At 68.4% G+C, this 13,210-nt stretch carries 12 protein-coding genes; 10 read left to right on the top strand and 2 right to left on the bottom strand.

The annotated features are described in order from the left end of the window. Positions 1 to 12: 12 nt before the first annotated feature. Together LKO27_RS08065 and aceA are read right to left on the bottom strand one after the other, a co-directional pair. Positions 13 to 2,253 carry a malate synthase G gene (locus tag LKO27_RS08065; RefSeq protein WP_227736820.1) on the bottom strand — a complete coding sequence of 747 codons (2,241 nt, stop codon included), beginning with the start codon at positions 2,251 to 2,253 and terminating at the stop codon, positions 13 to 15. Next, positions 2,250 to 3,560, bottom strand: coding sequence for an isocitrate lyase (aceA, locus tag LKO27_RS08060; protein WP_370629988.1), 1,311 nt, complete (start codon positions 3,558 to 3,560; stop codon positions 2,250 to 2,252). The genes LKO27_RS08065 and aceA overlap by 4 nt, the downstream gene beginning before the upstream one ends. 131 nt (positions 3,561 to 3,691) lie before the next feature. On the opposite strand from aceA, the gene LKO27_RS08055 reads away from it, so the two are divergent. The 10 genes from LKO27_RS08055 (at position 3,692) to tpiA (ending at position 13,209) form a co-directional block, all read left to right on the top strand. Further along, positions 3,692 to 5,158, top strand: coding sequence for a helix-turn-helix transcriptional regulator (locus LKO27_RS08055; protein WP_227736818.1), 1,467 nt, complete (start codon positions 3,692 to 3,694; stop codon positions 5,156 to 5,158). A gap of 69 nt (positions 5,159 to 5,227) precedes the next feature. Then, positions 5,228 to 5,824: a biotin transporter BioY gene (locus tag LKO27_RS08050; RefSeq protein ID WP_227736816.1), complete on the top strand. Its 597-nt coding sequence runs from the start codon at positions 5,228 to 5,230 to the stop codon at positions 5,822 to 5,824. Continuing rightward, positions 5,821 to 6,525, top strand: a complete 705-nt coding sequence (locus LKO27_RS08045) for an energy-coupling factor ABC transporter ATP-binding protein (RefSeq protein ID WP_227736814.1) — start codon at positions 5,821 to 5,823, stop codon at positions 6,523 to 6,525. The genes LKO27_RS08050 and LKO27_RS08045 overlap by 4 nt, the downstream gene beginning before the upstream one ends. Then, entirely contained in the window at positions 6,522 to 7,145 is a 624-nt protein-coding gene (locus LKO27_RS08040) for an energy-coupling factor transporter transmembrane protein EcfT (RefSeq protein ID WP_227736812.1), read from the top strand. The genes LKO27_RS08045 and LKO27_RS08040 overlap by 4 nt, the downstream gene beginning before the upstream one ends. Positions 7,146 to 7,165: 20 nt before the next feature. Further along, on the top strand, positions 7,166 to 8,041 hold the full coding sequence (gene rapZ / locus LKO27_RS08035) for an RNase adapter RapZ (protein ID WP_227736810.1): 876 nt from the start codon (positions 7,166 to 7,168) through the stop codon (positions 8,039 to 8,041). Then, positions 8,038 to 9,045 (top strand): uridine diphosphate-N-acetylglucosamine-binding protein YvcK, encoded by a 1,008-nt coding sequence (gene yvcK, locus LKO27_RS08030; protein ID WP_227736807.1) that lies wholly within the window; start codon positions 8,038 to 8,040, stop codon positions 9,043 to 9,045. Before rapZ ends, yvcK begins: the two co-directional genes overlap by 4 nt. Before the next feature lies 1 nt (position 9,046). Further along, on the top strand, positions 9,047 to 10,030 hold the full coding sequence (gene whiA, locus LKO27_RS08025; protein ID WP_227736805.1) for a DNA-binding protein WhiA: 984 nt from the start codon (positions 9,047 to 9,049) through the stop codon (positions 10,028 to 10,030). A 150-nt stretch (positions 10,031 to 10,180) separates the two neighbouring features. Further along, complete coding sequence (gene gap / locus LKO27_RS08020) at positions 10,181 to 11,176, top strand: type I glyceraldehyde-3-phosphate dehydrogenase (RefSeq protein ID WP_227736804.1); 996 nt, start codon at positions 10,181 to 10,183, stop codon at positions 11,174 to 11,176. A gap of 33 nt (positions 11,177 to 11,209) precedes the next feature. Beyond that, on the top strand, positions 11,210 to 12,427 hold the full coding sequence (pgk, locus tag LKO27_RS08015; protein ID WP_227737251.1) for a phosphoglycerate kinase: 1,218 nt from the start codon (positions 11,210 to 11,212) through the stop codon (positions 12,425 to 12,427). After that, the gene (tpiA, locus tag LKO27_RS08010) at positions 12,424 to 13,209 is read left to right on the top strand and encodes a triose-phosphate isomerase (RefSeq protein ID WP_227736803.1); all 786 of its coding nucleotides are present in this window, start codon (positions 12,424 to 12,426) and stop codon (positions 13,207 to 13,209) included. Before pgk ends, tpiA begins: the two co-directional genes overlap by 4 nt. Position 13,210: the final 1 nt, after the last annotated feature.

The following is a 13,210-nucleotide window of genomic DNA, read 5'->3' as shown; positions in this document are numbered from 1 at the left end:
CCCAGGGGTCGCTCAGTCTTCCGTGAGCGCCTGCTGGGTCGCCTTGAACTGGCGACGGCGGGCGTGGAGGATGGGCTCGGTGTAGCCGGACGGCGAGCTGGTGCCCTGGAGCACCAGGTCGCGGGCCGCGCACCACGCGATCGAGTCCTCGAAGGCCCCGCCCGGTGACTGCGGGGTCATCGGTAGGTAGGCGGGGTCGTCGGCGTTCTGTGCGTCCACCACCTCGGCCATCCGCCGGAGCGAGTCGACGACGAATCCCGCGCTCACGACGTCGTGGCGGATCCAGTTGGCAAGCAGTTGCGAGCTGATCCTGCACGTCGCCCGGTCCTCCATCAGTGCGACGTTCGCGATGTCGGGGACCTTGGAGCAGCCGACGCCGTGGTTGACCCACCGCACGACGTAGCCGAGGATCGACTGGCAGGAGTTGTCCACCTCGCGCCGTAACTCATCCTCGGTCCAGTCCGTGGTTGGCGCGAGCGGGATCTCGAGCAGCTGGTCCAGCCTGGCGCGGCGGCCCTGGGCGGCGATCTCGGCCTGGCGCGCGAAGGCGTCGACGCGGTGGTAGTGCGTGGCGTGCAGGGTGGCGCCGGTGGGGGAGGGCACCCACGCCGTGTTCGCGCCCGCAGCGGGGTGCTCGATCTTCTCGGCCAGCATGTCCGCCATCTGTTCGGTCCTGGCCCACATCCCCTTCCCGATCTGGGCGTGGCCCGACAGCCGGCACTCGAGACCGACGTCGACGTTCCAGTCCTCATAGGCGCTCATCCACGTGGCCGACTTCAGCTCCGCCTTGCGGATCATGGGGCCGGCCACCATGGAGGTGTGGATCTCGTCACCGGTGCGGTCAAGGAAGCCTGTGTTGATGAAGATGATCCGGTCCACGGCTTGCTCGACGCAGGCCTTGAGGTTGACCGTGGTCCGGCGTTCCTCGTCCATGATCCCCATCTTGATCGTGTTGTGGGGCAGGCCCAGGACGTCCTCGACGGCGGCGAACAGCTGGCTGGTGAAGGCCACCTCCGCCGGGCCGTGCTGCTTGGGCTTGACGATGTAGATGGACCCGGCCCGGGAGTTGCGCCGCTGGTTGGCCGAGAAGAGGCCCGGCATCGCGCACAGGCTCGTGACCAGTGCGTCCAGGATCCCCTCGGGCAGCTCGTTCCCGTCGGCGTCCTGGACCGCCGGTGTGGTCATCAGGTGGCCGACGTTGCGGCACAGCATCAGGGCCCGCCCCGGCAGGCGAACCTCGCCCCCGTCGGGAGCGGTGAAGAACCGGTCGTGGGCCAGCGTGCGGGTGTGGGCGCGGCGGCTACCGGTCCTCATCACCTGCGCGGCTGTGCCGTCGTTGAGTCGCAGCCAGTTTCGGTAGCCGACGACCTTGTCAGGACCGTCGACGGCCGCCACAGAGTCCTCGAAGTCCATGATCGCCGTGACCGCTGACTCGATGACGACGTCCTGGATGCCGGCCTCGTCGCCGGATCCGATCACACCCTGCGGGTCGATGCGGAGCTCGATGTGGAGTCCGTTGTGGCGCAGCAGGATGCACTCCGGTGAACCCGGTTCGCCCCGGAAGCCGACGTAGCAGTTCTCGTCCGCCAGGGCGACGACCTCCCCGGTGGTGAGCTTGGCGCGCAGCCGGGGGCCCGCCTCGTAGAGCAGGACGTCGGAGTGCGATCCCGTCGCCAGGGGCACCGCGGCGTCCAGGAACTCCCTGACCCAGGCGATCACCCGCTCGCCACGAACCGGGTTGTAGCCATCGCCCCGGGCGGCCCCGTCCTCCTCGCCGACGGCGTCGGTGCCGTAGAGCGCGTCATAGAGGGACCCCCAGCGCGCGTTGGCGGCGTTGATGGCGAAGCGCCGGTTGGTGACCGGAACGACGAGTTGCGGGCCGGCGACCTGCGCGATCTCGGCATCGACGTTGCGGGTCCGGGCCACGACGTGTGCCGGCTCGTCGGCCAGGTAGCCGATGCCGCGCAGGAACCGCTGGTATTCCGCCGGGTCCGGGACGCCCGGGTTCGCCCGGTGGTACTCGTCGATTGTGAGCTGCAGGCGGTCGCGCTCCTGGAGGAGCTCGCGGTTGCGAGGGGTGAACTCGTTGAAGACACGCACGAAACCGGACCAGAACTGGTCGTGGTCGACGCCGGCCCTCACGAGCGCGTCGTGGTCGAGGAACTCGACGAGGGCGCGGTCCACCTGCAGGCCGCCGATGGTGGTGTGGGTGGCTTCGCTCTCGCGCTCGGGCGCATCAAGTGTGATGGTCATGCCGGTGTCCCTCCCGGGTGGAGGCTCTGGAACTGCTCCGCTTCGGTGGAATCGTCGAGGGCAGTGGTGGAGCTCTCCGGGTTGATGATGGTGCTGATCTGGTCGAAGTAGCCGGTACCGACCTCGCGCTGGTGCCGGGTGGCGGTGTAGCCGCGGTCCTGCGAGGCGAACTCCCTCTCCTGCAACTCGACGTAGGCCGTCATGTGGTTGCGGGCGTAGCCGTGGGCCAGGTCGAACATGGAGTGGTTGAGAGCGTGGAAGCCGGCCAGCGTGATGAACTGGAACTTGTAGCCCATCGCCCCAAGTTCCCGCTGGAACCTTGCGATCGTGGCGTCGTCGAGGTGCGCGCGCCAGTTGAACGACGGCGAGCAGTTGTAGGCCAGCAGCTGGTCCGGGTGCTCGGCCTTGATGCCTTCGGCGAACTTCCGCGCCAGTTCCAGGTCGGGGGTGCCGGTCTCCATCCAGAGCAGGTCGGCGTAGCGGGCGTAGGCGTTGCCCCGCGTGATGCAGGACTCCACGCCACCGCGCACCTTGTAGAAGCCCTCGCCGGTCCGTTCGCCGGTGAGGAAGCGCTGGTCGCGTTCGTCGACGTCAGAGGTGATCATCGTGGCGGACTCGGCGTCGGTCCGGGCGATGATGACCGTGGGGACGCCGGCGACGTCGGCGGCCAACCGGGCAGCGTTCAGGGTGCGTTCGTGCTGCTTGGTGGGGATCAGGACCTTTCCGCCCAGGTGGCCGCACTTCTTCTCGGAGGCCAACTGGTCCTCCCAGTGGACGCCGGCCGCTCCGGCGGTGATCATCGACTTCATCAGTTCGTAGGCGTTGAGCGGGCCCCCGAAACCGGCCTCCGCGTCCGCGACGATCGGGACCAGCCAGTCCTCGACGGTGTGGATGCCCTCGGCGTGCTCGATCTGGTCGGCGCGGAGCAGGGCGTTGTTGATGCGCCGCACCACCTGGGGGACCGAGTTGGCCGGGTACAGGGACTGGTCCGGGTAGGTGTGGCCGGACAGGTTGGCGTCGGCGGCGACCTGCCAGCCGGAGAGGTAGATCGCCTGCAGGCCGGCCTTGACCTGCTGCACGGCCTGGTTGCCGGTGAGCGCGCCGAGGGCATTGATGAAGTCCTCGCTGTGGAGCTTGCCCCAGAGCCGCTCGGCGCCGCGCCGGGCGAGGGTGTGCTCCTCCTGCACCCTGCCGCGCAGGCGGACGACGTCGTCCGCGCTGTAGTCACGCTTCACGTGCGCCCAACGGGGGTTGGTCCGCCAGTCGTGCTGGATCAGTTCTGCCGAGATGGGTCCCAACATCGCAATCACTTCTCTCTTCTCGTGAGCCAGCTTCACTGCTGGCTGCTCGTCCGTGGAACCAACTCTCCGGTCAGCCGCTGGAAATTCGCATCCTTTTCCCGGGAAAAAAGCGCAGAAATTCCGATATCCTCAATTTCATGGCCGTCAACGAAGACCGCACCCCGACATCCGCACCCGAGCCAAGCGCTTTCGACCCGTTTTCACTCGGTCGCCGGTTGCGCCACCTCCGCAAGGAACGGGGGCTCACCCTCGCGCAGGTCGCGGCGAGTTCAGGCATGGCCGCCTCCCAGCTGTCGCTCCTGGAGAACGGCAAGCGGGACGCCAAGCTCTCCAGTCTGCAGGCACTCGCGCAGTTGTACGGAGCGAGTCTCGATGACCTGACCGCACCGGTGCCGACGCGCCGGGCGCAACTCGAGATCGAACTCGAGCGGCTGATGCACTCCGGGCTCGCCCGGTCCAAGGGCCTGCCGGCCGTTCGCATCTCCCCGCGGATGCCGATGGACGTGCTGGAAGCCTTGGTCGCCCTGCACCGGGAACTGGCGCACGACGCCGCCGAGCGGATCGCCACGCCGGAGGAAGCCCGCCGGGCCAACGCCAAGCTCCGCGAGGAGATGCGCGCCCAGGACAACTACTTCCCGGATCTGGAGGCCGAGGCGGCCAAGCTGCTGAAGCGAGTGGGGTATGACTCGGGACCGCTCTCCCAGCACTTCATCGGCGAGATCGCCGAGCACCTCGGCTTCACGCTGCACCACGTGGGGGACCTGCCGCACTCCACCCGGTCGGTCACGGACCTCAAGAGCAGGCGGATCTACCTGCCCGCCGCCAGTTCCACGGACCACGAGCCCCGCTCCGTGCTGTTGCAGGCCCTTGGCCACTTCGTGCTCGAGCACTCACCGCCCACCAGCTATGGAGACTTCCTCCGACAACGGATCGAGACCAACTACTTCGCGGCCGCACTGCTCCTCCCTGAGACCCCCGCCGTCGGTTTCCTGCAGCAGGCCAAGCAGCGGCGGGCGCTGGCCGTGGAGGACCTGCGCGACGCGTTCGCCGTCAGCTACGAGGCCGCCTCCCACCGCTTCACCAACCTGGCGACGCGGCACCTGGACATCCCGGTCCATTTCCAGCGCGTCCACGAGTCGGGGATCATCTACAAGGCCTATGAGAACGACGGCGTCACGTTCCCCAAGGACAACCTCGGTGCCATCGAGGGCCAGCCGGTGTGCCGGTTCTGGACTTCGCGCCAGGTCTTCGAGGTCCCGGACAAGTTCAACGCGTTCAACCAGTTCACCGACACCCCCGGCGGGACCTACTGGTGCACCGCCAGGGTCGAGCGCGCCTCGGCCGGGTACTTCTCCACGTGCATCGGGGTGCGCTACCGGGACTCCAAGTGGTTCCGCGGCCGCGACACCAGGGAGCGATCGGTCTCCAGGTGCCCGGACTTCACCTGCTGCCGGAGGGCCCCGGAGGATCTGACGGAGCGCTGGGCCGGCTACGCCTGGCCCAGCGCCCGTGCCCATGCCCACCTGCTCGCGGCGCTCCCGCCGGGCACCTTTCCCGGGGTGGATGACACCGAGGTGTTCCAGTTCCTTGATTCGCATGCCTGACAGGCGGCTGGCGCCCGCGAAGGCAGCCCGACTTGAACACTGTTCAAGGACTGGTGTTCAATGTCTCCCATGACCTCCAGCACTGCCACCGCCCCACGCGTCCGATCCTTCAGCGCATCGGACCTCGCCTACGTCGCAGTCTTCGCCGCACTGCTCGCGGCCCTGTCCCTGGCGCCAGCGATCCCCGTCGGGGCCATCGGTGTGCCGATCACCCTCCAGACGCTCGGGGTGGCCCTGTGCGGCCTTTGCCTCGGCCCGTGGCGCGGCTTCGCCGCCGCCGGGCTCTACGTGGTCGCCGGGCTCGCGGGCCTGCCGATCTTCGCCGGCGGCAAGGCGGGCCTCGGCGTGCTGGCGGGACCCAGCCTCGGCTACCTGATCGCCTTCCCCTTGGCCGCCCTCTTCTGCGGATTCGTTGCCCGGTGGGCCGTGCGGCGGGGTCTGAGCTCGGTGACCCCGCTGCTCCTGCTCGCGGCCGTGCTGGCCTCCCGTTACCTGGTCACCCTCCCGCTGGCCGTCGTCGGGTTCATGCTGACCCTGGGTCTGGACCTCCGGGCCGCCGTCGTAGCGGACATGCCGTTCTGGATCGGGGACTTCGTGAAGGCCGTGGTTGCGGCGCTGCTCGCCTTTGCCGTCCACAAGGCGTTCCCGAGGCTGCTCGGCCGATGATCGAACTCCGGTCGGTGAGCGTGGTGGTGCCCGGGAGCCGGCGCGGCCTGCCCGATCGCACCCTGCTCGACGACATCTCGCTGGACCTCCCGGAGCACCGGATCTGCGTCATCGGGGCGAATGGATCGGGCAAGTCCACGTTGCTGCGGTTGCTCAACGGACTGCGGGCTCCCACCTCCGGCACAGTGCTGGTGGACGGGCTCGACGTCGCCAGCCAGGCCCGGAAGGTCCGCGCGCACGTCGGTTTCATCTTCACCGACCCGCTCGCGCAACTGCTGATGTCAACCCCTGCCGAGGACATTGAGCTCAGCCTGAAGTCCACGGTTCGAAAGCGGGCCGAACGCAGCGCCCGAGCCCGGGAACTGCTCGACGGCAGGGGGATCGGTCACCTGGCCCACCAGAGCGTCTACGACCTCTCCGGCGGTGAGCGCCAGTTGGTGGCCCTCATCAGCGTGCTGGCCGTTGAACCGCGGATCATCGTCGCCGATGAACCGACCACACTGCTCGACCTGCGCAACAAGCACCTGCTGCGCGAGACCTTCGCGACCCTGCCCCAGCAATTGGTCTACTCCACCCACGACATGGAGGTCGCCGCCGACGCCGACCGGGTGATCGTCGTCGACGAAAGCCGGGTGGTGGCCGACGGCCCACCGGCCGAGTCCATCGCGCACTACACGCGCGCCATGGGTGCCCTGCAATGAATGCGCACGCCAGCCTGCTGGGGGTCTTCGAGCCGGGCGACGCCTGGCTGTTCAGGCTGCCCGTCGGCTGGAAGTACCTCCTGGTCCTGACGCTCAGCATTCCGCCACTGGTCATCGGCCAGTGGTGGGCCACCTGCGGATTCCTCGTCGCCGTGTTGGTCATTTCGGCCTCGACCGGGATCGAGCCGCGCAGGATGCTGGGCCTGGGTTGGCTGCTGTGGGTGTTGCTGGCGGTGCTCGCGGGTTACCAACTCCTGACCCTGAACCCCGCTGCCGCCATCGTGCGTCCGGGAAACATCCTGGTGGCCGTGCTGGCGGCGCGCCTCCTGACGCTGACGACGTCGACCCCGGTTCTCATGGACGCCCTCGCCACGGCGCTCGTCCCGTTGCGGCTGGTGCGCGTCGACCCGGAACAGGCGGCCCTGGCGGTCGCTCTCATGATCAGGTCGATCCCGTTCCTCATCGGGTCCGTCGACGACGCCCGCGACTCCGCCCGCGCGCGGGGGCTGGAGCGCAACCCGGCACGGCTGCTTACCCCGGTGATCCTGGGGGCGGTCAGCTACGCCGAGCGCACCGGGGAGGCCCTCCACGCCCGAGGGATCGGGGATGCCGACCGCTGAGCCCCACTAGGCTGGGGGGCATGCCAGCAGACCCCGTCGAAGACGTGCAGCGATTCGTCATCATCACCGGCATGTCCGGTGCCGGGCGACGCACCGCGGCGCACACGATGGAGGACCTCGGCTGGTACGTCGTGGACAACCTGCCACCCCTGATGCTGCCCGCCCTTGGGGACCAGCTGCGCACGGTGGGGGAACTCCGCGTCGCGGTCGTCGTCGACGTGCGTTCCCGCGTCCAGTTCGAGCAGGTTCCGGTGGCCCTGGGCGAACTGAGGGCACGGGGCGCGGAGGTTACGGTCCTCTACCTGGAGGCCACCGACGACATCATCGTCCAGCGCCAGGAGTCCAGCCGGCGGCCCCTCCCGCTGCAGGGCGACGACCGGCTCGTGGACGGCATCGTGCGCGAGCGCCGGCTGATGGCCGACCTGCGGGCCAACGCCGACATCGTCGTCGACACCTCCCGCCTCAGCGCTCGCCAGCTCGCCCAGCGGATCTCCAACCACTTCGGCAGCGAGGAGACCGACAGGCTCAAGATCTCGCTGATCTCCTTCGGGTTCAAGAACGGCTCGCCCGTGGACGCCGACATCGTGTTCGACGTGCGCTTCCTGCCCAATCCCTACTGGGTCCCGGAACTGCGGCCCAAGACCGGACTGTCCCCGGAGGTGGCGGACTACGTGCTGGGGCAGGAAGCCGCGCAGGAGTTCCAGAAGGACATGGTCAAACTCATTGAGACCATCGCGCCCGGCTACATGGTGGAGGGCAAGCGCCAGGTCACGGTGGCCATCGGCTGCACCGGCGGCAAGCACCGGTCGACCAGCATGAGCGAGTCCCTGGCAGACAAGCTCCGGGAACGGGGGTTCGCCGTGAGCGTGCTCCACAGGGATCTGGGGAAGGAATGACCCACCACGGGCCCCGCGCCGGGGACGGGTTGGTCCGGGCTCCGAAGGTCGTCGCCTTCGGGGGAGGGCACGGTCTGTCGGTCTCCCTCACCGCGCTCCGCCGGGTGACGGACCACCTGACGGCGGTGGTCACCGTCGCCGACGACGGCGGTTCGTCCGGACGGCTCCGTCAGGAACTCGGATGCCTGCCACCCGGTGACCTGCGGATGGCGCTGGCCGCTCTCTGCAGCGACGACCACGTCGGGCGAACCTGGGCGAGGGTCCTGCAGTCCCGCTTCGGGGGCGACGGCGTCCTCGCGGGCCATGCGATCGGAAACCTCCTGATCGCTGGCCTGTGGCAGCAGCTCGATGACCCGGTGGCCGGGCTGGACATGGTGGGAGACCTGTTGCGGACCCGCGGTCGGGTCCTGCCGATGTCCGGGGTGCCGCTCGACATCGAGGCCGATGTCATCGGACTCGACCCGGTCGCGCCCGACGAGGTGGCCACCCTCCGCGGCCAGGCCACGGTGGCAAAGACCCGTTCCACCGTGCAGTCGGTGCGCCTCATCCCGGAGTCACCGCCCGCGCGCCCGGAGGCGGTGCAGGCAGTCATGGAGGCCGACAGCCTGGTGCTGGGCCCCGGATCCTGGTTCACCTCGGTGATTCCCCACCTGCTCGTGCCGGACCTGGCCGAGGCGATCGTGTCGACGAGGGCACAGCGCGTCCTGGTCCTGAACGTCGCGCCCGCCGACGAGACCGACGGGTTCTCGGCGTCCCGGCACATCGAACTGCTCTCCGAGCATGCGCCCCGGCTGCGGTTGGACGTGGTGATCGCCGACGCCGGCTTCGCCGGCTCGGACCCGCATCTGGAGTCCTGGGTGGCCTCGCTCGGTGCCAGACTGCTGAGCGCAGACGTCGCCATGAGGGACGGGACGCCCCGACATGACCCCAACCGGTTGGCCGCCGTCTTCTCCGAGATCCTCGAGCCGATCGATCCCCCAACGACTCAATGGCAGGATGAGTGAAATGGCCCTGACGCAGAAGGTGAAATCAGAACTTGCCGCCGTGGTGACGCCGCATCCCAATGCGAGGCGCGCCGAGGTGGCCACGATGCTGCGCTTCGGCGGAGGGCTGCACCTGGTGGGTGGGCGCATCGTCGTCGAAGCCGAACTCGACACCAGCGCGGCGGCCAGGAGGTTGCGCTCCTTCATCGCGGAGCTGTACTCGCTGGAGAGTGAACTGCTGGTCATCAACTCCTCCGGCCTGCGTCGCACCACGCGCTACACCGTCCGGGTGGTGCGCGACGGCGAGGCGCTGGCCCGGTTGAGCGGCCTGGTCGACCAGCAGCGCAGGCCGGTGCGCGGATTGCCCCCCTCGGTCGTCGGGGGCTCGATGGCGGACGCGGTAGCGGTCTGGCGGGGCGCCTTCCTGGCGCGCGGCTCGCTCACCGAGCCCGGGCGGTCCATGTCGCTGGAGATCACCTGCCCCGGTTCCGAAGCGGCGCTGGCGCTCATCGGCGCCGCACGCCGCCTCGGGATCCACGTGAAGTCCCGCGAGGTCCGGGGCGTCGAACGCGTCGTGCTGCGCGACGGCGAGGCCATCGCCGACCTCCTCACCCGCATGGGCGCCCAGGAGGCACGCCTGGTCTGGGAGGAGCGCCGGATGCGGCGCGAAGTCAGGGCCCAGGCCAACCGCCTGGCGAACTTCGACGACGCCAACCTGCGCCGGTCCGCCAGGGCTGCAGTGGCCGCCAGCGCCAGGGTGGAGCGGGCGCTGGAGATCCTCGGGCCCGACGTGCCGGAACACCTGCGCGCGGCGGGCACCTTGCGCCTGGAACACAAGCAGGCGAGCCTTGAGGAGTTGGGCCGGCTTCACGAGCCGCCGCTGACCAAGGACGCCATCGCAGGGCGCATCCGGAGGCTGTTGTCCACCGCTGACAAGGCCGCGGAGGCAGCCGGGATCCCGGGCACCGAGGCCAGCCTGCCTGCCGACCTGCGCGACGAGGTCTGAGCGGCGCCCGCGTGGTGGCCATGTTTGCCCCCCGACTCGTTGCTTGATTCCCGAGTAGATAGGATGGTCCACGTCCGATTGGCGCGCGTGTCTCGCTGGATCAAGCCGTGGGGCGTCGCGCCAGGTATCTGTTGAAGGGGATCTATCCATATGACCGTCAAGGTTGGAATCAACGGCTTCGGCCGCATTGGCCGCAACTACTTCCGCGCCCTGGTCGCCTCGGGTGCTGACCTCGAGGTGGTTGCCGTCAACGACCTCACCGAGAACAAGACGCTCGCACACCTGCTCAAGTACGACTCGATCCTCGGCCGTTTCGACCAGGAGGTCTCCTACAACGACGACGCGATCATCGTCGGCGGGCAGGAGATCAAGGCGTTCGCGGAGAAGGATCCCGCAAACCTCCCCTGGGGTGACCTGGGCGTCGACATCGTGATCGAGTCCACCGGCTTCTTCACCGACGCCAGCAAGGCCAAGGCCCACATCGACGCCGGCGCGAAGAAGGTCCTGATCTCGGCTCCCGCCAAGAACGAGGACATCACCATCGTCATGGGCGTCAACGACGACCTGTACGACCCTGCGCAGCACCACATCATCTCCAACGCCTCGTGCACCACCAACTGCCTCGCCCCGATGGCGAAGGCGTTGAACGACGGCATCGGCATCGTCAAGGGCCTGATGACCACCATCCACGCCTACACCGCTGACCAGAACCTGCAGGACGGCCCGCACAAGGACCTGCGTCGCGCCCGCGCGGCCAACCTGAGCATCGTCCCCACCACCACCGGTGCCGCCAAGGCCGTCTCCCTGGTCCTGCCCGAGCTCAAGGGCAAGCTGGACGGCTACGCCATGCGCGTGCCCGTTCCCACCGGCTCCGCGACGGACCTGACCTTCGAGACCCCGCGGGAGACCACGGTCGAGGAGATCAACGAGATCATGAAGAAGGCCGCCGACGGCAAGGTGCTGGTCTACACCGAGGACGAGATCGTGTCCAAGGACATCGAGACCGACCCGGCCTCCTGCATCTTCGATGCCAAGCTCACCAAGGTGATCGGCAACCAGGTCAAGGTGCTCGGCTGGTACGACAACGAGTGGGGCTACTCCAACCGCCTGGTGGACATCACCGCGCTCGTCGCCAGCAAGCTCTGACAACCAACTGAACAAGGAAAGGGGAGGCCCATGGTGCAGTCCATTGACGATCTCGGCGATCTGTCGGGCAAGCGGGTACTGATCCGCTGCGACTTCAACGTCCCGCTCGACGGGGACACCATCACCGACGACGGGCGCATCCGTGCCGCGTTGCCGACGCTGTCCAAACTGCGTGAGCAGGGCGCCAGGATCATCATCATGGCTCACCTGGGCCGACCCAAGGGTTCGGTGAACCCGAAGTACTCGCTGTCCCCGGTGGCCGTGCGGCTCTCCGAGCTGCTCGGCACCGAGGTCAAGCTCGCCGGCGACGTGGTGGGGGAGTCCGCCACCGCCACCGTCGAAGCCCTCGCCGACGGCGAAGTCGCCCTTCTCGAGAACGTGCGCTACGAGCCGGCCGAGGAGTCCAAGGACGAGGCCGAGCGGGTCGAGCTTGCCAAGAAGTACGCCGCTTTCGGTGACCTGTTCGTCTCCGACGGCTTCGGCGTGGTCCACCGCAAGCAGGCTTCCGTCTACGACGTGGCGCGGCTCCTGCCGAACGCCGCCGGCTACCTCGTGGCGAAGGAGGTCGAGGTCCTGAACCGGTTGGTGAAGGATCCCGAGCGCCCCTTCGTCGTGGTGCTGGGCGGCGCCAAGGTCGCCGACAAGCTGTCGGTCATCGACAACCTGCTGAAGATCGCCGACACCCTGGTGATCGGTGGCGGGATGCTGTTCACCTTCCTTAAGGCACAGGGGCACGACATCGGCAGCTCGCTGGTGGACGAGGCCAACATCGAGACCTGCAAGTCCTACCTCGAGCAGGCGGCGGCGGAGGGCAAGCAGATCATCCTGCCCACCGACATCCGCGTGGCCGACGGCGCCAACTTCGACGAGCGCACGGTCATCGGCGAGGTGGAGGTGGTTCCGGCCGACGCCATCCCGGAAGGCAAGCAGGGCCTGGACATCGGACCCGAATCGGAGAAGCTGTTCGCCGACGCCATTCGTGGCGCCCGCACCGTGTTCTGGAACGGGCCGATGGGCGTGTTCGAGATCGAGGAACTGGCCAAGGGCACCGCCGCGGTGGCCAAGGCCCTCACCGAGGTCGACGGGCTGTCGGTCGTCGGCGGTGGCGACTCCGCCGCCGCGGTTCGCGTGCTGGGCCACGCCGACGATGAGTTCGGTCACATCTCCACCGGCGGCGGCGCCTCGCTGGAGTTCCTCGAGGGCAAGGAACTGCCCGGCATCGCAGTACTGGAAGAAGGAGTCAACCGATGACCCGCAAGCCGATCATGGCCGGCAACTGGAAGATGAACCTCAACCACGTCGAGGCCACCGGCATGGTCCAGAAGCTCGCGTGGACGCTGGCCGACAAGGAGTACGACGGCACCAAGTCCGAGTGCGTCGTGGTGCCCCCGTTCACGGACCTGCGCACCGTCCAGACGCTGATCGACGGCGAACGGATGCCCATCGTCCTGGGTGCCCAGAACGTCTCCGAGCATGACGCCGGTGCCTACACCGGCGAGATCTCGGCGGACATGCTGGCCAAGCTGCAGGTCTCCTACGTCGTCATCGGCCACTCGGAGCGTCGCCAGTACTTCGGTGAGACCGACGAGGTGATCAACGCCAAGGCGAAGAAGACACTGGCTGCCGGCATGACCCCGATCATCTGCGTCGGGGAGGGCCTGGACATCCGCAAGGAGGGCACCCACGTCGAGTTCACCCTGAACCAGCTCCGGGGCACACTGGCCGACCTCACCGCGGAGCAGGTGGCGGGTCTGGTCGTCGCGTACGAACCCGTTTGGGCGATCGGCACCGGCGAGGTGGCCACCCCGCAGGACGCGCAGGAGGTCTGCGGCGCCATCCGCGCGGAGATCGCGGCCCTGTACGACCAGGGCACCGCAGATGCCGTTCGGATCCAGTACGGCGGCTCGGTGAAGTCCAGCAACGTTGCCCAGATCATGGCGCAGCCCGACGTGGACGGTGCGCTGGTCGGTGGAGCGAGCCTCCAGCCCGACGAGTTCGCCGCCATCGTGCGGTTCTACGACCTGCCCGCCTGAG

This window comes from Tessaracoccus sp. OS52, assembly GCF_020687685.1.
In the GTDB taxonomy this organism is placed as follows: Bacteria; Actinomycetota; Actinomycetes; order Propionibacteriales; family Propionibacteriaceae; genus Arachnia.
The sequence above is the reverse complement of the archived record's forward strand: the minus strand, read 5'-3'. Positions and strand labels throughout refer to the sequence as shown.

Coding starts and splice junctions, on each gene's coding strand:
- LKO27_RS08065 (WP_227736820.1), bottom strand. CDS start 2,253: ATGACCATCACACTTGATGCGCCCGAGCGCGAGAGCGAAGCCACCCAC.
- LKO27_RS08055 (WP_227736818.1), top strand. CDS start 3,692: ATGGCCGTCAACGAAGACCGCACCCCGACATCCGCACCCGAGCCAAGC.
- LKO27_RS08050 (WP_227736816.1), top strand. CDS start 5,228: ATGACCTCCAGCACTGCCACCGCCCCACGCGTCCGATCCTTCAGCGCA.
- LKO27_RS08045 (WP_227736814.1), top strand. CDS start 5,821: ATGATCGAACTCCGGTCGGTGAGCGTGGTGGTGCCCGGGAGCCGGCGC.
- LKO27_RS08040 (WP_227736812.1), top strand. CDS start 6,522: ATGAATGCGCACGCCAGCCTGCTGGGGGTCTTCGAGCCGGGCGACGCC.
- rapZ (WP_227736810.1), top strand. CDS start 7,166: ATGCCAGCAGACCCCGTCGAAGACGTGCAGCGATTCGTCATCATCACC.
- yvcK (WP_227736807.1), top strand. CDS start 8,038: ATGACCCACCACGGGCCCCGCGCCGGGGACGGGTTGGTCCGGGCTCCG.
- whiA (WP_227736805.1), top strand. CDS start 9,047: ATGGCCCTGACGCAGAAGGTGAAATCAGAACTTGCCGCCGTGGTGACG.
- gap (WP_227736804.1), top strand. CDS start 10,181: ATGACCGTCAAGGTTGGAATCAACGGCTTCGGCCGCATTGGCCGCAAC.
- tpiA (WP_227736803.1), top strand. CDS start 12,424: ATGACCCGCAAGCCGATCATGGCCGGCAACTGGAAGATGAACCTCAAC.